Source organism: Mycobacterium numidiamassiliense (assembly GCF_900157365.1).
Classification (GTDB): Bacteria; Actinomycetota; Actinomycetes; order Mycobacteriales; family Mycobacteriaceae; genus Mycobacterium; species Mycobacterium numidiamassiliense.
This window is the reverse complement of sequence record NZ_FUEZ01000004.1, coordinates 2,263,273-2,280,230: the sequence shown is the minus strand read 5'-3', so window position 1 is coordinate 2,280,230 and position 16,958 is coordinate 2,263,273. Positions and strand designations below refer to the sequence as shown.

The 16,958-nt window shown below is 65.4% G+C and carries 17 protein-coding genes; 5 read left to right on the top strand and 12 right to left on the bottom strand.

Going from position 1 to position 16,958, the window contains the following annotated elements; genetic code table 11:
- Position 1: 1 nt before the first annotated feature.
- A complete protein-coding gene (locus MNAB215_RS19350) occupies positions 2 to 1,174 on the bottom strand; it encodes an aromatic ring-hydroxylating oxygenase subunit alpha (RefSeq protein WP_077080245.1) in 1,173 nt (390 codons plus the stop codon).
- A gap of 119 nt (positions 1,175 to 1,293) precedes the next feature.
- Between MNAB215_RS19350 and MNAB215_RS19345 the strand changes: the two genes are divergently transcribed.
- A complete protein-coding gene (locus tag MNAB215_RS19345) occupies positions 1,294 to 1,974 on the top strand; it encodes a TetR/AcrR family transcriptional regulator (protein WP_077080244.1) in 681 nt (226 codons plus the stop codon).
- A gap of 48 nt (positions 1,975 to 2,022) precedes the next feature.
- On the opposite strand, the gene MNAB215_RS19340 is transcribed toward MNAB215_RS19345, so the two are convergent.
- Complete coding sequence (locus MNAB215_RS19340) at positions 2,023 to 3,171, bottom strand: epoxide hydrolase family protein (protein WP_077080243.1); 1,149 nt, start codon at positions 3,169 to 3,171, stop codon at positions 2,023 to 2,025.
- An 83-nt stretch (positions 3,172 to 3,254) separates the two neighbouring features.
- Between MNAB215_RS19340 and MNAB215_RS19335 the strand changes: the two genes are divergently transcribed.
- Both MNAB215_RS19335 and MNAB215_RS19330 read left to right on the top strand, forming a co-directional pair.
- The gene (locus tag MNAB215_RS19335) at positions 3,255 to 5,252 is read left to right on the top strand and encodes a flavin-containing monooxygenase (RefSeq protein ID WP_077080242.1); all 1,998 of its coding nucleotides are present in this window, start codon (positions 3,255 to 3,257) and stop codon (positions 5,250 to 5,252) included.
- Between the two features lie 65 nt (positions 5,253 to 5,317).
- Positions 5,318 to 7,057, top strand: a complete 1,740-nt coding sequence (locus tag MNAB215_RS19330; protein WP_077080241.1) for a DUF3556 domain-containing protein — start codon at positions 5,318 to 5,320, stop codon at positions 7,055 to 7,057.
- A 1-nt stretch (position 7,058) separates the two neighbouring features.
- Here MNAB215_RS19330 and MNAB215_RS19325 read toward each other — a convergent pair whose 3' ends face one another.
- Complete coding sequence (locus MNAB215_RS19325) at positions 7,059 to 7,631, bottom strand: TetR/AcrR family transcriptional regulator (protein ID WP_077080240.1); 573 nt, start codon at positions 7,629 to 7,631, stop codon at positions 7,059 to 7,061.
- 103 nt (positions 7,632 to 7,734) lie between these two features.
- On the opposite strand from MNAB215_RS19325, the gene MNAB215_RS19320 reads away from it, so the two are divergent.
- Positions 7,735 to 8,619 carry a lysophospholipid acyltransferase family protein gene (locus tag MNAB215_RS19320; RefSeq protein ID WP_077082159.1) on the top strand — a complete coding sequence of 295 codons (885 nt, stop codon included), beginning with the start codon at positions 7,735 to 7,737 and terminating at the stop codon, positions 8,617 to 8,619.
- Here the strand turns inward: MNAB215_RS19320 and MNAB215_RS19315 are convergent.
- The 5 genes from MNAB215_RS19315 to MNAB215_RS19295 all read right to left on the bottom strand — a co-directional run bounded on the left by MNAB215_RS19315 (position 8,606) and on the right by MNAB215_RS19295 (position 12,496).
- Complete coding sequence (locus MNAB215_RS19315) at positions 8,606 to 9,436, bottom strand: ABC transporter permease (RefSeq protein ID WP_083746178.1); 831 nt, start codon at positions 9,434 to 9,436, stop codon at positions 8,606 to 8,608. The two genes, MNAB215_RS19320 and MNAB215_RS19315, sit on opposite strands and share 14 nt — an antisense overlap.
- Entirely contained in the window at positions 9,433 to 10,605 is a 1,173-nt protein-coding gene (locus MNAB215_RS19310) for an ABC transporter substrate-binding protein (protein WP_077080239.1), read from the bottom strand. Before MNAB215_RS19310 ends, MNAB215_RS19315 begins: the two co-directional genes overlap by 4 nt.
- Positions 10,602 to 11,318 carry an ABC transporter ATP-binding protein gene (locus MNAB215_RS19305; RefSeq protein ID WP_077080238.1) on the bottom strand — a complete coding sequence of 239 codons (717 nt, stop codon included), beginning with the start codon at positions 11,316 to 11,318 and terminating at the stop codon, positions 10,602 to 10,604. Before MNAB215_RS19305 ends, MNAB215_RS19310 begins: the two co-directional genes overlap by 4 nt.
- A gap of 297 nt (positions 11,319 to 11,615) precedes the next feature.
- A complete protein-coding gene (locus tag MNAB215_RS19300) occupies positions 11,616 to 12,212 on the bottom strand; it encodes a TetR/AcrR family transcriptional regulator (protein WP_077080237.1) in 597 nt (198 codons plus the stop codon).
- A 56-nt stretch (positions 12,213 to 12,268) separates the two neighbouring features.
- Positions 12,269 to 12,496: a DUF3618 domain-containing protein gene (locus tag MNAB215_RS19295; protein WP_077082158.1), complete on the bottom strand. Its 228-nt coding sequence runs from the start codon at positions 12,494 to 12,496 to the stop codon at positions 12,269 to 12,271.
- Between the two features lie 91 nt (positions 12,497 to 12,587).
- Between MNAB215_RS19295 and bcp the strand changes: the two genes are divergently transcribed.
- Positions 12,588 to 13,061 (top strand): thioredoxin-dependent thiol peroxidase, encoded by a 474-nt coding sequence (gene bcp, locus MNAB215_RS19290; RefSeq protein WP_077082157.1) that lies wholly within the window; start codon positions 12,588 to 12,590, stop codon positions 13,059 to 13,061.
- Between the two features lie 170 nt (positions 13,062 to 13,231).
- Here bcp and MNAB215_RS19285 read toward each other — a convergent pair whose 3' ends face one another.
- The 4 genes from MNAB215_RS19285 to acpS form a co-directional block, all read right to left on the bottom strand.
- A complete protein-coding gene (locus MNAB215_RS19285) occupies positions 13,232 to 14,608 on the bottom strand; it encodes a cytochrome P450 (protein ID WP_077080236.1) in 1,377 nt (458 codons plus the stop codon).
- 65 nt (positions 14,609 to 14,673) lie between these two features.
- Complete coding sequence (locus tag MNAB215_RS19280) at positions 14,674 to 15,030, bottom strand: DUF732 domain-containing protein (protein ID WP_077080235.1); 357 nt, start codon at positions 15,028 to 15,030, stop codon at positions 14,674 to 14,676.
- Between the two features lie 14 nt (positions 15,031 to 15,044).
- On the bottom strand, positions 15,045 to 16,370 hold the full coding sequence (locus MNAB215_RS19275; RefSeq protein WP_077080234.1) for a dipeptidase: 1,326 nt from the start codon (positions 16,368 to 16,370) through the stop codon (positions 15,045 to 15,047).
- Positions 16,371 to 16,565: 195 nt separating this feature from the next.
- On the bottom strand, positions 16,566 to 16,958 hold the full coding sequence (gene acpS, locus MNAB215_RS19270; RefSeq protein WP_077080233.1) for a holo-ACP synthase AcpS: 393 nt from the start codon (positions 16,956 to 16,958) through the stop codon (positions 16,566 to 16,568).

Genomic DNA, 16,958 nt, shown 5'->3' with positions numbered 1-16,958 from the left:
GTCAGCCCAGGGCTATTCCGAGTTCCTGAGCAAAGACGCTAATCATGTGCTGAACCCCGATTTCGTTGCGGCCGATGATCATATGGTCGTGCTGGCCGTGACGAACGCCCTCGCCGCATTGCGGCAGCATTGCGAAGTCCTCATCGCGCACCGCCGCATGAACGGCATTGAAGATCATGTCGTAACCCGCGCGTGTTTCGTCGTCGGCAGCGGGAATGCGGGCCAGCCAACTGTGCCGGACCGTGCATCTGGTGGGTGATCCCGCGGGCAGGATGTCGATGACCTCCACGCCCACAGAACTGTTGGCCAGGACAAGGTTTGGATAGATCCAGTAGATGACGCCCATGTTGTCACGGACATCCCAGGAGCCACCAGGATCATTGTCCAGGTTGGTGATCCAGTTGAACGGAAAGCCCATCCGATGGTGCTTTCCGAAGCGGTCGTGGATGGACGTGTTGGCCAACGTGTTCTGGCCAATGAGACTCCCGCCGTGCACAAATGGGAAGTGATAGGACTCCGCGAACGCCTCCAACGCGCCCTTCCAGGACACCTCGGACTCGAACTCGCGGTAGTCGTGGTATCCGAACGAGGCATAGTCCAGCGCCGCCAGATCCAGGCCGAGGCCGCCGAGGTGTCCGTCGACATCGATGTCGGCATCGGCGGTCAACACCGCCCAGATGAAGCCGTGCCGTTCTTGATGGGGCAACTCGACCAGTCCGTAGTCAGCCTTGTCCATGGCGGAGAAACCCGCATTGCCAGGAACGCTGAACAGCTTTCCGTCGTTTCTGTACGTCCACGCGTGGTACGGGCAGGTGAAACGTGTTGCGCTGCCCGATCCGCAGGCCGGCATGGCTCCCCGGTGGCGGCAGTAGTTCAAGAACACGTGACTGTTTCCGTCCTTGTCGCGGGTGATGAGGAGCGAATCACCCAACACAGAGCGCACGACGTAGTCATTGGGCGCGGCGACCTGCGCACTGGGAAGGACGGCCAATGGCGTGCGCCGAAGGATTTGAGATTCCTCAATCTCGGTGATTTTGGGATCGCGGTAATAATGCAGAGGAACTTTGAGAACGTCATCGGCCATGTCGGTGGTCTTGTCGAGTACCACCTGCAGTGCTCGTCGGGTCAGTTCGGTGTCGAGCACCCCCGCACGCAGCTGTTCTTCGATGGTCATCGCATCCTCCTCCGCCGCCTCTTTTCGACCATACACTGATGGATTAGTGAATGGTCGCCACGGAGGGCAGATCGGTGACCTTAAGGTTGCTGTAGTGGACGTATGGGATCCTGTTGCTGATGCGAACACACGGGTGGTCCGGCGCGAAGCCGGCTGACGACGACGAGGCGATCGCCCGAATCCTCGACGCCGCGCGGCGCAGAATCGACGAATTCGGCACGGACTTCGGCATTTCCGACGTGGCCAAGGACGTGGGTGTCACCCGGCAGACCGTCTACCGCTACTTCCCGAGCACTGAAGCGCTGCTGTTTGCGACCTCGATCGCGGAGGTCGGCCCGTTCTTGGACAGCCTGGCCGCACATGTACGCAGGATTCATGACCCGGCCGAAGCGGTTGTCGAAGGAATCGCCCACACGCTGGAGAGGCTTCCGCACGAGCGATACCTGAGCCTGCTCCTGACCCCGGGCAAGGCCAGCACGTTCTCGGCCGGCGTCACCTCCGACACCGCCATGACATTCGGCCGCTCGATAGTCGAGCGGTTCAACGTCGACTGGGCGAGTGTGGGCATCATCGACGATGAACTTGATCGACTGGTCGAGTTCATGCTGCGGATCTTCCAGTCATTGGTTATCGACCCGGGACGCCCGCCGCATCGCGGCAAGGAGCTCCGGGAATTCCTTCGACGCTGGGTTGCGCCGGCCATCTCGCTTAATGCTCCGGTAAGTACGCCCGCCCGGAGGGGCCCAGCGAAGCGCGCCCAGCGAACACAACCAAGTCGAAAAGCGAAAGCTGTCAAGTGATCTGGCGCTCGGCCGTGGCGGCCAGGTCGTCCTCGACGATCTGTTAAGTCAGCAGATCCCTTGTTCTCGCAGGGTCTGCCCAAACGCGTTGACATCGGCCGCAAAGAGCTGCGGCTGCTCGAAGGCCGCGAAGTGCCCGCCCCGATCCTGGATCGTGTAATACATTAGGTTGTACCGCTTCTCGGCCCACACCCTCGGAATCCGCATCAGTTCATACGGATACACGGCGTAGCCGGTCGGAACGTCGACCCGGCCGGTCCACTCGCTCAGGGCGCCGGTGCCCGCTCGCGCCGCTTCGCAGTACAGCCTGGCCGCCGATGTTGCGGTACCGGTGAGCCAGTAGAGCATTAGGTTGTCGATCAACCGATCGGTGCGGATCGGCATCCCGTCGCGGGCGTCAGACCATGCGTGAAACTTCTCCAGGATCCAGCCCGCCAGACCGAGCGGCGAATCGTGCAGCCCGAAACCCAGCGAGTGCGGCCGGGTCCCTTGCAATTCCATGTACGCCGTGCCGCCGGCCATCCGTTCCGCAGACGTGATCATCGCCGCCAGTTCGCTCTCGGTCACGCCGGTCATGGCGTCGGCACCGTCACCGTCGAATGGTGAGAACAGCATGTTGGTGTGGATGGCGGCGACGCGGTGTGAGTAGTGCTCCCCCAGGTAGCGGACGACGAGCGCGCCCCAGTCGCCGCCCTGGGCGACGTATCGGGTGTATCCGAGTTGGCCCATCACGTCGTCGGCGGCCGCCGCGACCTTCGCCGTGTCGACGCCGAGTTCGGTAGTCGGCCCGGAGAATCCGTAACCCGGCATTGAGAAAACGACGACGTGGAACCGCTCCCGCAGCAGCGGAAGAACATCGAGGAACTCGACGATCGAACCGGGCCATCCATGAATCAGCACCAAGGGGACGGCGCCGTCGTCCACCGACGGAACGTGCAGCAAGTGCACCCGCTGTCCAGCGGCGGTGGTGATGAATGATCCCCAGCCATTGAGCTCGGCTTCGGTGGCCCGCCAGTCGTACCCGTCACGCCAACGGTCCACAAGCGACCGCAGCGCCGCCTCGTCTGTTCCATAATCCCAGCCGGCACCGGCGAGTTCGTCGGGCCACCTGGCTGATTGGAGACGACGTCGCAGATCGTCAAGCTCGTCGTCGGCGACATCGATCGTGAAGGGGGTCAGCCCGTTACCCGTGCCCATCAAGCCTCCTTCACGTGTGTCCGACACGATGCTAACCTACGACTAGACATCGCCGAAGATCTGTCTAGTCATGTGGAGGAATTGTGGCCCTACCTGCCTCGACATCCGCATCGACGGACCTGAGCCGACTGCTCGGGCTGCCTTTCGCGGACTCCGACGACGTCATTCGCGATGCCGTCGACCAGGCGAGTGTGCCTGCGCTGTTGATGTCGATGGTGCACATGACCGGCGACATGGGCTTGCTCGATGAGCTTCCCCGGCCGTTCATGCTCATCGCGATGGACCTGCAGGGCGCGATGAGCGAGCTCGACAAGGAGTTGGTGCGCAAGCGCGCCTACGACGTGATTCGCGACTACCGCGACCGCGGCTGTCCGCCGCCCTTCGTGCCGGACGCCGACCAGATGCGGGTCATGTTCCAGGTGATGTCGGCTGGAGCGGTCACCGAGCAGTTCGTCGACTACGTCGCCGCGGACCTGCGGTTCAGCGATGCCGATCAGTGCGGGCCGGTACTGGCGTCGACACCCGAGCAACGCGCCGAGTTCCCCGTGGTCGTCATCGGATGCGGTGAGGCGGGGCTGTTGGCCGGGATCAAGCTCAAGGCAGCGGGCATGCCGTTCACGATCATCGAAAAGCAGTCGGGCGTGGGCGGAACGTGGTTGGCCAACCGCTATCCGGGTTGCCGCGTCGACATTGCCAACCAGTACTACGCGTACTCATTCGAGCCGCTCGACCACTGGACGCACTACTACTCCGAGCAGCCCGAGATCCTGCACTACCTCGATGACGTCGCAACCCGCTACGACATCACGCCCGACGTCCGATTCAACACCGAGGCGACCGGCGCCGCATGGGACGAGGAGTCGGCGACCTGGCGGGTCGCGATCCGCGCGGCGGACGGCAGGGCAGAGACGCTGACCGCACGTGCCCTGATCTGCGCGGTCGGCCAGTTCAGCAATGCGGTCATTCCGGATATCAAGGGAGCCAAAGACTTTCGCGGCCCTTCGTTTCATACCGCGGATTGGCGCGACGATGTCGACCTGGCGGGCAAGCGGGTGGCGGTCATCGGCGCCGGCGCCAGCGGATTCCAGCTGGTGCCCGCCATCGCCGACTCGACTCAACAGGTCGACGTCTACCAGCGCACGCCACAGTGGATGGCGCCCAACCCCATTTACCACGACGCCATCCCCGACGGAGCCAGGTGGGCGATCCGCCATCTGCCCTACTACGGACGTTGGCTGCGGTTCGTGTCGTGGTGGCCGATCGCCGACGCACTCGACGAGCAGGTGAGGATCGACCCGGACTGGGACAACGGTGGGCTCTCGTGCAGCGAGTCGAACCACGCGATTCGCGAGATGTTCATAGCGTGGATGCGGGTCTTCTGCACCGACGAGGAACTACTCGCGAAGGTGACTCCGAACTACCCCCCGATGGGCAAACGGACGTTGCAGGACGACGGAACCTGGCTCACCACGCTGCAGCGGGACGACGTCGAATTCATCAACGACGGCATTGCCGAGATCACCGCGGATGGAGTCCGGACCGTCGACGGCGTACATCGACCCGCGGACGTGCTGGTGTGGGCCACCGGATTCGACGTGAACCACCAACTCGGACCCATCAACGTTCGCGGGATCGACGGCGTGGAACTGAATACGGCCTGGGGCGACTCCGCGTACGCCTATCTCGGCGTCACCGTGCCGGGCTTCCCGAACTTCTTCTGCATGTTCGGTCCAGGCACCAACGCCGTGAACGGGGCCAGCATCATCTACAACTCGGAGTGCCAAATGCGCTACATCCTCGGGTGCATCGACATGGTGCTGGCCGGCGGTTTCGGCTCGGCCACCGTACGCGCGGACGTGTGCGACGACTACAACCGCCGCAGCCAGGAACGGCTGAAGGAGATGGTCTACACCCACCCGGCGGTCTCCAGCAGCTATTACAAGAACGCCGCCGGTCACGTGCCCACGTTGTACGGGTTCCGCATTTTCGACTACTGGAAGTGGACCAACCGGCCAAACCCCGACGACTACGAATTGCGGCCGACTCCCGAAATCGTGCCCACCGGTCGTCGCTCGGAGTAGTTTTTTCTCGGTGCCAGGCCGCCGATTGGCACGCCTTGTCAACGAGCCGCGTCAAAGGAGCCGCAATGGGGTTCATCCGGCCCAACCTGCCCGTCGTCGACACCGCCGAGTGGAGCAAGAAGCCGCGCGCCGAACGAGTGGTGCCCATGGTGCGTCACATCGCCGAGAACGGCTTCGGCACGCCACTGATCATGCACGTGATGTACGGCATCAAGATCGCCCTCTACATCCTCGGCGCCTGGGTGTTCGCGTGGACCACCTCGGGCATCGGCGGCTTCACCAACGTCGACACCTGGTGGACCGAACCGATCGTGTTCGAAAAGGCTGTGCTGTACACGATGTTGTTCGAGGTCGTCGGCCTCGGCTGCTGCTTCGGCCCGCTGGCCGGACGCTACTTCCCGCCCATGGGTTCCATCCTGTACTGGCTGCGGCCAGGCACCATCCGGCTGCCGCCTTGGCCTGACCGGGTGCCACTGACCCAAGGCAGCAACCGAACTCCGTTCGACGCGCTGCTCTACGGCGCCCTGCTGGTCTTGCTGGTCACCGCGCTGGTATCCGACGGCACCGGACCAATTCCAGCGCTGGGCACCGCAATTGGCGTGTTGCCGTATTGGCAGACCATCGCGATCCTCACGGTCCTCACGGTCCTCGGTCTGCGCGACAAGATCATCTTCCTGGCCGCCCGCGGCGAGGTGTACGCGCCGCTGGCGCTGGTGTTCCTATTCTCCGGGGCCGACATCGTCATCGGGGCCAAGCTGGTCTTCATGGTGATCTGGCTGGGGGCCGCGACGTCAAAACTCAACCGCCACTTCCCTTTTGTGATCTCCACGATGCTGGCGAACAACCCGTTCATCCCTTCTGGTCCGCTCAAACGGTCGATGTTCAAGCATTACCCGGATGACTTGCGGCCCAGCGGATTAGCGGGCTTCATCGCACACTTCTCCACCGCCGTCGAAGGCCTGGTGCCGCTGGTGCTGTTCTTCTCGCACGGTGGCTGGCCGACGACCATCGCCGCGGTCATCATGATCGTGTTCCACCTCAACATTCTGCTGGCCTTCCCGATGGGAGTGCCGCTGGAGTGGAACGTTTTCATGATCTTCGGGGTGCTGTGGCTGTTCGTCGCACATGCCCCAGTGGGGCTGTCGGGCCTGACTAGCCCCTGGCCCATCGTGCTGTTCGCAGTCATTGCGACAGTAGTGGTGCTCGGAAACCTGTTCCCGCGCAAGGTTTCCTTCCTGCCCGGCATGCGCTACTACGCCGGCAACTGGGATACCACGGTGTGGTGCGTCAAACCGTCGGTCGACGACAAGTTCCGGACCGGCTCGCGCGCACTCGGCCCGATGCAGCACCTGCAGCTCGAGCGGTTGTACGGCAGCAAAGAAGAGACCCTCGTTCCGCTGCACCTCGCAATCGCGTTCCGGGGCATGAACACTCACGGGCGCGCGCTGCTCACGCTGGTGCACCGCGCGCTGGCCGGCTACGACGAGGACGACTACAACCTCTGCGAGGGCGAGACCCTGTGCGCCATGGTGCTCGGCTGGAACTTCGGCGACGGGCATCTACACAACGAATGCCTGATCGAGGCGCTGCAGCAGCGCTGCGGATTTGAACCCGGCGACGTCCGGGTGGTGATCCTCGACGCGCAGCCCATCCACCTCCAGCGTCAGGAGTACCGGCTGGTGGACGCGGCCACGGGCGAGTTCGAGCGCGGCTACGTCGATGTCGACGACATGGTCACCACCCAGCCCTGGGCGGACGACCTTCCCGTGCACCCGCAGCGCAACACCGCCGCCGGCATGACCTAACTCAGGTTGCCGGAGTGACGATGCGGCGCGCGGCCTCCACGGCGGCCGCCCGCCGGGCGGCGACGATGGCGGGATCGGCGGTGACGGCGTCCGGACGCGGCGACTGCGCCCAGGCCAGAGCGACGCCGAACAACAGTGTGAGCAGCTCCATGGGCTGCCAGGCCACATCGACCTGACCGGCCGCCTGAGCGGCCTCGATGGTGGCGATGTCGCGGGCGAGGACCGATTCCGGATCGTCGAGGGATGGCGGGTCGAGCTTCAGCCCCTCCAGGTTGGCCCAGGTCATCATCCGCAAGTGCTCGGGCGTACGGCAGGCGAGGTTGTAGATGTCGCCGACGAACTCCGGTATCGCATCCGCGCGCAGCGTGACGGCGGCGAAGAACTCCGCGGCGTCCGCCGCGACGACGCTGCGGAATAACGTCTCCTTGTCGCCGAAATGGGCGTATAGCCGCTCCTTGCTGGCGTCGGCCGCCCGCGCGATGCGGTCGATGCGCGCACCGGCCAGCCCGTATTGGGCGAACTCGGTCCGCGCGGCAGCCAGAATCGTGTCACGAAGCTCACTGGTGGTTCGCACACGAGAAGCATACCCATACGAACTAGTTCGTTTGGTAGACTATCTGGCACGGGGTGCGCCCCACCGAATGTCGACCCGAACCGAGGATGTCGTGACCCAGCCCATGAGAAAGCCCATCGATAACCCCGTCGACCAGCCCGTCGACCTGGATGCCGTAATGAACCACCCGCCGCGGGTGCAGACCTTGCAGGGCGTGCTCGACCGCGTTCAGGGCGGCATCACGCCGCTCATCGACCTCTGGCAGCCGTATGTTGCCGGGCTCGAAACGCTGCCCCGCGATGGCCGGTTCTTGTTGGTGGGCAACCACACTGCGTTCATCGGCGGTGAGGTGCTGCTGATCCCCCACTTCGTGCGTCGCGAGCTCGGCGTGCGGGTCCGACCGTTGGCCGAGCGCCGGATGGCGCAAGGGTCCGGCTTCGGCAAGGACGTGATCACCGCCTATGGCGCCGTCATCGGCCACCCGGACACCGCACGGGAACTGATGCGGCACAACGAAACCATCCTGGTGTTCCCCGGTGGGGGCCGAGAGATAGCGAAGTTCAAAGGCGAGGAGTACCAGCTGAATTGGCGTGGCCGCGCCGGGTTCGCCCGGGTCGCCGTGGAAAGCAACTATCCGATCGTGCCGGTCGGCCTGGTCGGCGGCGACGACGTCTACAAGAGCCTGGTGACGCGCGACAGCGTGCTGGGCCGGCTCGGCCGTAGTATCAGCACGAGGCTGACCGGCACTGCCGACATGGCGATGCCGGTGATGCGCGGCCTCGGGCCGACGCTTCTCCCCCGCCCCCAACGCATGTATCTGCGCTTCGGTGAGCCGATCGACACCACGAAACCCGACCGTGTGTCGACGGAGGACTGGGTGGCCTCGGTCAAGGACAACACTCAGCAGTCGCTGGAAGCGATACTGGCCGACCTGCTTGCCGTTCGGGCGCGGGACCCTTTTCGGGAACTCAACCCGCTGTCCTGGGCGAGAGCGGTCAACGCCCGCTAGCCGACGATAAAGCCCGGCGCGCAACAAGATCCAGCACATAGCCGATGGCGCCGATGACCACGATCACGGCAACGACCTGGCCGTAAGCCAGCTGGTCGCGGGCGTTGAGGATTTGGTAGCCCAGACCGGAACGCACACCGAGCATTTCGGCCGGCACCAGGACGACCCACGCGATGCCCAGTGCGACCCGTAAGCCGGTCTGCAGGTGCCCGCGGATCGCGGGCAACACGACGACCGTCAGCAGTTCGGTTCGGGTTGCCCCAAAGGATCTGGCCACCTGCAGATAGCCGGGCTCGACGGCGTGCACGCCCGCGGCGGTGTTGATCAGGATGGGCCACACCGCGGCCGCGGCGATCAGAAAGATCACCGGTTGGTTCCCGATTCCAAAGAGCGCCACCGATATTGGCGCCCACGACAGTGGTGAGATCATCCGCAGGAACTGCACCACCGGACGGGTGGCGCGATCGGCGACGTCGTTGAGGCCGATCAGCAGTCCGGCGGGAACTCCGATGACGGCGGCCACCAGCAATCCGACCAGCAGCCGCCACAGGCTGACCCCGGTGTCGGACAGCAACACGCCGCGGTTGTACAGCTCGACCAGCGACTTGCCCACCAGCCCGGGTGTGGTTTGGCGCAGCAGTGACTGCGGTGGGGCGAGCACGGCGGTGGCCAACCACCAAATCCCCACTGCCACCGCGATCGCGAGCGCCGGCGGCCACCACCGGCGCAGAAATGACCACTTCGGTGTTGGTGGCGCATCCGGTGTCACCGCCTCGCCCGGCGTTGCATCGACGGAGCTGATGGGATTGGTGGTCATAGCGGCTGCACCTGTTCGACTCTGGTCAGATCAGTGGGGAGGCCGAAGCTTTCGGGGCCACCGTGGGCGGCCAGCGCAGTCCGGACGAAGGTGTCGTCGACCAATTGCGCGTGCACGGTTGCCGGGTCGAGTCGATTCAGGAATTGCCGGTCGCCGTCAACAACGGTGTCGTGCATGGCTTCTACCAGCCGGCGGGTGAAACTCGGAAACGGGAAGGGCTGGTAGCCCAACCGCTGCGGCTGCCAGTCGGGGTGCGCGAAATGGTAGTCCTGGGCACGATAGGTCAACGCCGTCTTGATCGCCGCCACCGGCTGGGGCAGGTAGGCCCCGGACGACAGCGTCGCGGCCGCCGCGGGGCGGTCGGTGTTAATGCGTTGTTGTGCCAGCACAATCGAGTTGACCAAGGATCCGGCCGCCTGCGGTCGATTGTCGATGAGGTCCTGGTGGGCCAGCACCACGCAGCAGGCGTGGTCGCGCCACACATCGCCGAGAAACGTGTGAATGCGCCCAATCTTGCGCACCTGGGCCATCGCGTTGAACGGGTCTGCCACCACGTAGCCACCGATCGATCGATTTGCCAACGCCGGCACCATGTCTGACGGGCTCATCACGATCAGCTCGACGGTGCGGGCACTGCGCGAGGCGCCTCGGCGCACCACCGGCACCAGATCGTGGGCCCGCAGCAACTCCTGCAGGATGATGTTGTGGATCGACCACCAAAACGGTACGGCGACCTGCGTGCCGGCGAGCTGTCCCACATCGGTGATGTTCGGCGCCACCGTCAATGCCGAGCCGTTGGTGTGGTTCCAGCTCAGCACCCGAACCGAGCTACCCAGCAAGAACCGTAGTTGGATGGCCATCGGCATCAGCATGTGCACGGCGTCGACCTGTCGGGTGACGAACGCCTCGGCCAGCGACGCCCAGCTACGAAACAGCACCGGCCGGGCCGAACTCACCACGCCCGGTTGATAGAGCCCGGCCGCGTGCGCGATCAGCAGTGGTGCGGCGTCGGTGATCGGCAGGTACCCGATGCGAAGCTGTCCGCTGGTGTTGGTCCGGTCGACGGTCGCGGCACGAGCGAGATCGGCCAGACCGGCCAGGCCGCCCGCCGCGGCGAGGGTGACCGTGCCGGCCAGCAGCGAGCGCCGGGACAGCAGCCCCCCGCTCACTGTTCGGCCACCCGGTAATGGCCCAGAATCTCTTGCCGCAGTTCATCATTGGTACCGTCGGGTCGCCATTCGCGGCGAATCCGCCCGTCGACGCCGAGCAGCACGATGCGGCTGGCCAGCTCGACGGCCTCATCGACGTCATGGGTGACCAACACGACTGTGATCCCGAGCTCGGCCGCGAGGTCGGCCAGCCAGGTGCGCAAATCGCCGCGGATCGCCGGGTCCAGGGCGCTGAACGGCTCGTCGAGCAACAGCAGGCGAGGCCGGGTTGCGACCGCCCGGATGATCGACACGCGCTGCGCCTGACCGCCGGAGAGTTGGTCGGGGTATTGGTCGGCCACCCGCTCCAGGTCGAAACGCCGCAGTAGTTCTTGGGCGTATTCGGGTTGAAACGATTGCCGGTTAGCGGCGAATCGTCCGGCGAATACCACGTTTTCACCCGCGGTCAGCCACGGCATGAGCAGCGGCTGCTGAAAGACGACACCGGTGTGCGGGCGGGCCACGCCATTACCGGAGGACCATTCGACGGTTCCCGACGTGAGGCTTTCCAGACCGGCGATCACCCGCAACAGCGTGGACTTGCCGCTCCCGCTTCGCCCCAGGATGGCCAGAAAGTCGCTGTCGTCGATGGTCAGGTCGATACCGGCCAGTGCATGGCTGCCGGCCCCAAAACGCTTGTGGCCGTCGACTATCCGTACTGTGCCAGTCGCCACCGCAGTTGTCCTTTCGCCAGGGCCGGGTGCCGGCTACGCGCATCGCCGGGCATGGCACCAGGCCGACGGTGCCACAGACAGACCGCTCTGTCTACGCGCCCGGTGTGTGGCGCCGCCCGGTGGAAATTCACCCGTGGGACCGCAGCCCGGCCACCGCGGCTCCCAAGCACTCAAGCGGAGTTGAAATGGCTTGCAGCACAAGATGTTCGGCAGGCGATCGGACAACCCGGCCGTCGCCATGCCGGGAGGATGTCGCACCCCACGCAATCGGATCGCGCTGATCTGAACAGACCGGCGCTATCGTCCGCAGGCGCGACCGATGAACTCCGCCGCAAGGTGCCGGCCGAGCCGGATCGGCTCCACCGATTGATCGAGCTTGGAACCCGCCAGCGCACCGTCGTAGAGTAACTGAAGCTGCCGGGCGGTCTCGTCGGGCCGTTCGGCGCCGGCCGACGTCATCAGCTCGGTCAGGCATGACCGCACCCAGTCCCGGTGCGCATCGATCGGTTCGAACCGCTCGCCGGGAAACTCGGTCGCCACGTTGGCGTACAGGCAACCCGGAAAATCGCACCGCAGCCCATTGGCAATCGCCAAATCGAAGAAGGCCAGCGCCTTTTCGGTGGGATCGGTCAGCGCCGCCGCGGCCGTCCCCCACTTGGACCTATCGGCCTGGTCCAGCCCTACAAGGTAAGCGATCACCAAAGCCGCTTTGGAGCCGTAGAAGTCGTACAGACTCGCTTTCGCACATCCCGACTCGCGCAGGATTCGTTCGATGCCGACGGCGCGAATCCCGTGCGCCGCGAAGAGCTTTGTCGCCACCGCAAGCAGCCGATCGGCCGGGGATGCCGACCGTCGCGCAGCCGGTGCCGCGGCCTCCCGGTCGAGGATCTCCATGTTCTCCGACGCTAGCAGAGCTCCGTAGACAGAGCTGTCTGTCTGCTCGTCGCGGGTCAGCGGTCCCTGATCCGGCGGATCACCACGAACACGACCACCGACCCGATCCCCACCAGCGAGATGGCCACCGCGGGCTTCGTCACGAACCCGATAACCCGGATCTTGACGTCGTCGGCGAGGCGGCGAGGATTGGCGCGTTCAGCAAGCGAATCGACGGTTGCCGCCAGCTGATCGCGCGCGACATCGATCTCCTGCTTGATGGCTTCGGGGTCCCGGTCCGCCACTGTGCTGCCCTCCAAGTCCTCCGTAGTCCGCATGGTGCACCTGAGGAACTACCCTAGTGCCGACGCCTGGATGAACCGAAAGGGATGCACCTTGACTGAGACCACGCGGCTGGCCGCCGGCGACAAAGCGCCCGCCTTCAGCCTGCCCGACGCCGACGGCAAAGAGGTATCGCTGGCCGACTACAAGGGCCGCCAGGTCGTTGTGTACTTCTACCCGGCCGCCTCGACGCCGGGGTGCACCAGACAGGCCTGCGACTTCCGCGACAACCTGGCCGAACTCAACGGCGCTGGCATCGACGTCGTCAGCATCTCCCCCGACAAGCCCGAGAAGCTGGCGAAGTTCCGCGACGCCGAGAAGCTGACGTTCCCGCTGCTGTCCGACCCCGACCGCAAGGTGCTCACCGCCTACGGCGCGTACGGCGAGAAGCAGATGTACGGCAAGACGGTCACCGGCGTCATCCGCTCCACTTTCCTGGTCGACGAGAAGGGCAAGATTGCCGTCGCCCAGTACAACGTGAAGGCCACCGGGCACGTCGCCAAGTTGCGGCGCGACCTCGACGTCTAGGACTTAGGGGCGCGCCTGTCACGTGGGATATGAGTGTCTGCCACAACTTTCGCTACCGGACGCTTGGGCCCGGGGAACTCCTCCAGCCCCCTGCCGGCTTTTGCCCGCCAAGCCTGCTTTCGGACAACTGGTACGACCGGTGCTAGGCCTGGTGCGCGCACCCGAACGGATCAGTCGCCGATGACGGCGGCCTCCTTGTACTCGGTGATCGGCCGCGCGATCCCCTGTTCGTCGCAGACTCGCTGCAGCTTTTCCAGGGTCTCGTCGATTCCCGGTCCAAGCCGCTTGCCGGGCGTGAAGGTGGCCGGAAGATGCTGCATGCCCTGGATCACCCCGATCGTCTGATAGTGCACGGTGCCCGCGGGATCGCAGCGGTAGTCAGGCATCCGGTCGAGGACCGCCGTGAGCATCGACTTGAACACGACCCTCGCGACATTGGAGCCGATGCAGCGGTGGATGCCGAGACCAAAGCTGAAGTGCCGGTTGTTCTTACGGGTGAGGTCCAGTCGATTCGGGTCGGGGAACACCGCGGGGTCGCGGTTGGCCATCGCCCAGGACAACCACAGGCGGTCGCCCTCCTTGAACTTGTTGCCGCCTATTTCGAGATCGGCGGCGATGGTGCGACCGTCCCCTGGCGCCGGCGTGAAGTAACGCAGGAATTCCTCGGTCGCGGAGTCGAGCAGCGTGTCCGATTCCCGCCTCAGCAATTCGCGCTGCTCGGGGTTTTCGCCCAGCCATTCGAGTGAGTGCGCGGTGAGCGCCGTCGTCGTGTCGAAACCTCCGCCGATGATCAACCCGAGCATTCCGACCAGTTCGAGGTCGGGGGCAGGTTCGCCGTCGATCCGTAGCTTTGCCATCGCGTCCACCAGACCGGGGCGCGGGTTCTCGCGGATCTCGAGGAGGTGGTTGAACAGGTCCATCCCCATCGCTATCGACTGCTTCATCACCTCGGGAAATTCGGGGGAATCGGCGGGTGTGTACACGCCGGCGTGGGCCGGCTCGCAGTAAAGCGTCCACTTCTTCAGTGGAACGCCCATCATCGCCAGAGTCAGCACGGCAGGCGTGATGTTCGCCAGATCGTCGACGAAGTCGATCCGCCCGGATGCGATCTTTTCGTCGATGCTCGCCCGCACGATCTCGTCGACAAACGGCACCCAGCGCTTGACGGCGGCCGGCGACAGGTACGGATTCAGGACGCTGCGGTAGGCCGTGTGCTCGGGTTCATCCATCTCGAGCATGCCGCCACGGATGCCGGAGCCCTGCGGCGTCGTGGGAATGGTGATGCCCTTGTAGGCAGGGCGTTGGCCGGTGACGTCGTGGTCGTTGGACACGTGCGGGCACCGAGCGAGCTCGAAGACTTCCCGACTGCCCGCGGCCACCCAGTGTCCGTCGTAGGTGTCGGTCCACGCGACCGGGCACCTGGCGTGCATCTCCTCGGTGATCGCGGTGAACCGCTCGCGGTACTCCGGCGTGTGGCGATCAAAGTGGTAACGGTTGATCTTGCCGGCCTTATCGGCACTGCCGGTGAGGGTGTCTCGCGTGCTCACAGTGGCGCCTCCAGCGGACGAATTCTGCTTGTTGAAGCAGTATGCGTTCGGCGCGACCTGGAGGTCTAGTGTTTCGGCCCCGCGTCCGGGCAGAGGTCGGCATGGGCAAAGCGGACCGCGGCGTCGAACTGATCGTGGGTGAGCTCCGCCTGCTTACCGGTACGAGAGTTGGCGAACATGGAGTCGGCGATCTGGGCGGGTGCCTCGCCGGTGTAGAGGCGCCAGCAGATGGCGTTGCCAAACCCCACCAGGTCGAAATTGTGCGGGTCGTCGTGGTTGCCGATGCCGACGCTGTTGATGTCGTTGACGAACTCGTCGGCGCCCGCGTGCGCGGGGCCGGCCACCGCGATTGCGCCACCCAGCAATGCCCCAGCCACCACCACCGTGCGCAGCCGGCCTGGCCTTGGGCTCAGCACCGCCATGGTCGTGTCTCCGATCAGGCCAGGTTGGCCAGCAGCAGCGCTTCGGTGATCGCCGCGCGTTCCAGTACTCCCAGATGCAGGCTTTCGTTGATGCTGTGCGCTTGGGTCGCGGGGTCTTCGACGCCGGTGACGAGGATCTTCGCCTGCGGGAAAGCGGCGGCGAACTCGGCGATGAACGGGATCGAGCCGCCCATACCCATGTCGATCGGCTCGACGCCCCACCCCTGCCGAAACGCGGCCCGCGCCGCGTCGTAGACCGGGCCGCTGGCGTCGATGGCGTAGGGCTCGCCGATGTCGCCGCGGATGACGTCGACCCGGGCACCCCACGGCGCGTGCTGCCGCAGATGCGCGGCCAGCAAGTCCAGGTGCGCCGCCGCATCGCCGCCCGGCGCGACCCGCATGCTGATCTTCGCCCGGGCTCGCGGGATCAGCGTGTTCGACGCTTTCTCGATCGTTGTGGTGTCGATGCCGATGACCGTGATCGCCGGTTTCGCCCACAGCCGCTGCGGCGCCGAACCCGAGCCGATCTCGAACACGCCGTCGAGCAGGCCGGAGTCGGCGCGCACCCGCTCGGGCGGGTAATCCACGGCTGCGGCCGTACTTTCGTGCAGGCCGGCGACGGCCACGTTGCCGTCGTCGTCGTGCAGGCTGGCCAGCAGTCGCACCAGCACCGTCAACGCGTCGGGCACCACACCGCCCCAGATGCCGGAGTGCAGCCCGTGGTCGAGCGTGGCGACCTCGACCACGCAGTCGACCAGGCCGCGCAGCGACACCGTCAGCGCGGGTGTGTCGGTGCTCCAGTTGTCCGAGTCGGCGATGACGATCACGTCGGCGGCCAACGCGTCGCGGTGGGCGGCGAGCAAACGGCCCAGGGACGGCGACCCGGATTCCTCTTCGCCTTCCACGAACACGGTGACACCGACCGGCGGCTGGCCGCCGTGCGCCCGGAAAGCCGCCAAATGCGTTGCGATACCGGCTTTGTCGTCAGCGCTGCCCCGGCCGTAGAGCCGGCCGTCATGTTCGGTCGGCTCGAAGGGGGACGTCTTCCACTGGCTGCGGTCACCTTCGGGCTGAACGTCGTGATGGGCGTACAGCAGCACGGTCGGCGCGCCGGCCGGCGCCGGATGCTGGGCGATGACGGCGGGCGCCCCGCCTTCGCTGACGATGCGCACATCGCCAAAACCGGCCTGCGACAACAGATCCGACACCGCCCGCGCGCTGCGGTGCACCTCGTCACGCCGGGCGGGGTCGGCCCACACCGACTCGATGCGCACCAGGTCCTCGAGGTCTCGCCGGACCGACGGCAACACGTCGCGGACGCGCTCAACCAGATCGCTCATGGCTCAAGGCTAGTCGGGCCACGGTCGATGCGAGACGCGGAGACCGCTTCCAAGGCTTGAGCCTCCAGAGGTCGCGGCTGTCTTTTTGCCCGCCTCTTGGCGACAACCTCCAGGTCGGCTGGTCAAGTTGCTGAGTTGTCGCTCGGAGGCGGGCAAGTCGGCATATGCCCGACTTCTTGTGACAGGTGAGAAACGCTAGGGAGTCTCGAGGATCGCCACTGCGGCCGCGGTGTCCCCCTCGTGCGTCAGCGACACGTGAATCGTCACGTCGGCCAGATGCTTGGCCACATCGCCGGTCAGTCGCACCCGCGGTCGTCCCCACATGTCGGTGACCACTTCGATGTCGCGATGGATGTCCTCGCGCAACACCGGACGCTGCGCGAACCGCGACCCGGACCAGGCCTTGATCACCGCTTCCTTCGCTGCCCACCGGGCGGCCAGGTGACGCGCCGCCGACGAACTCTTGTCCGAGGCGTCGCGGCGTTCACCGGGCGTGAAGGTCTCGGAGAACGCCGTCCCAGGCTGGTCCACCTGCTCAGCGAAATCAGGAATGGAGACGAGGTCGATCCCCACGCCGACAATGCTCAT

Coding starts and splice junctions, on each gene's coding strand:
- MNAB215_RS19340 (WP_077080243.1), bottom strand. CDS start 3,171: ATGGGCACGGGTAACGGGCTGACCCCCTTCACGATCGATGTCGCCGAC.
- MNAB215_RS19280 (WP_077080235.1), bottom strand. CDS start 15,030: ATGGCGGTGCTGAGCCCAAGGCCAGGCCGGCTGCGCACGGTGGTGGTG.
- MNAB215_RS19350 (WP_077080245.1), bottom strand. CDS start 1,174: ATGACCATCGAAGAACAGCTGCGTGCGGGGGTGCTCGACACCGAACTG.
- MNAB215_RS19330 (WP_077080241.1), top strand. CDS start 5,318: ATGGGGTTCATCCGGCCCAACCTGCCCGTCGTCGACACCGCCGAGTGG.
- MNAB215_RS19300 (WP_077080237.1), bottom strand. CDS start 12,212: ATGGAGATCCTCGACCGGGAGGCCGCGGCACCGGCTGCGCGACGGTCG.
- MNAB215_RS19275 (WP_077080234.1), bottom strand. CDS start 16,370: ATGAGCGATCTGGTTGAGCGCGTCCGCGACGTGTTGCCGTCGGTCCGG.
- MNAB215_RS19315 (WP_083746178.1), bottom strand. CDS start 9,436: ATGACCACCAATCCCATCAGCTCCGTCGATGCAACGCCGGGCGAGGCG.
- acpS (WP_077080233.1), bottom strand. CDS start 16,958: ATGAGCATTGTCGGCGTGGGGATCGACCTCGTCTCCATTCCTGATTTC.
- MNAB215_RS19345 (WP_077080244.1), top strand. CDS start 1,294: ATGCGAACACACGGGTGGTCCGGCGCGAAGCCGGCTGACGACGACGAG.
- MNAB215_RS19320 (WP_077082159.1), top strand. CDS start 7,735: ATGAGAAAGCCCATCGATAACCCCGTCGACCAGCCCGTCGACCTGGAT.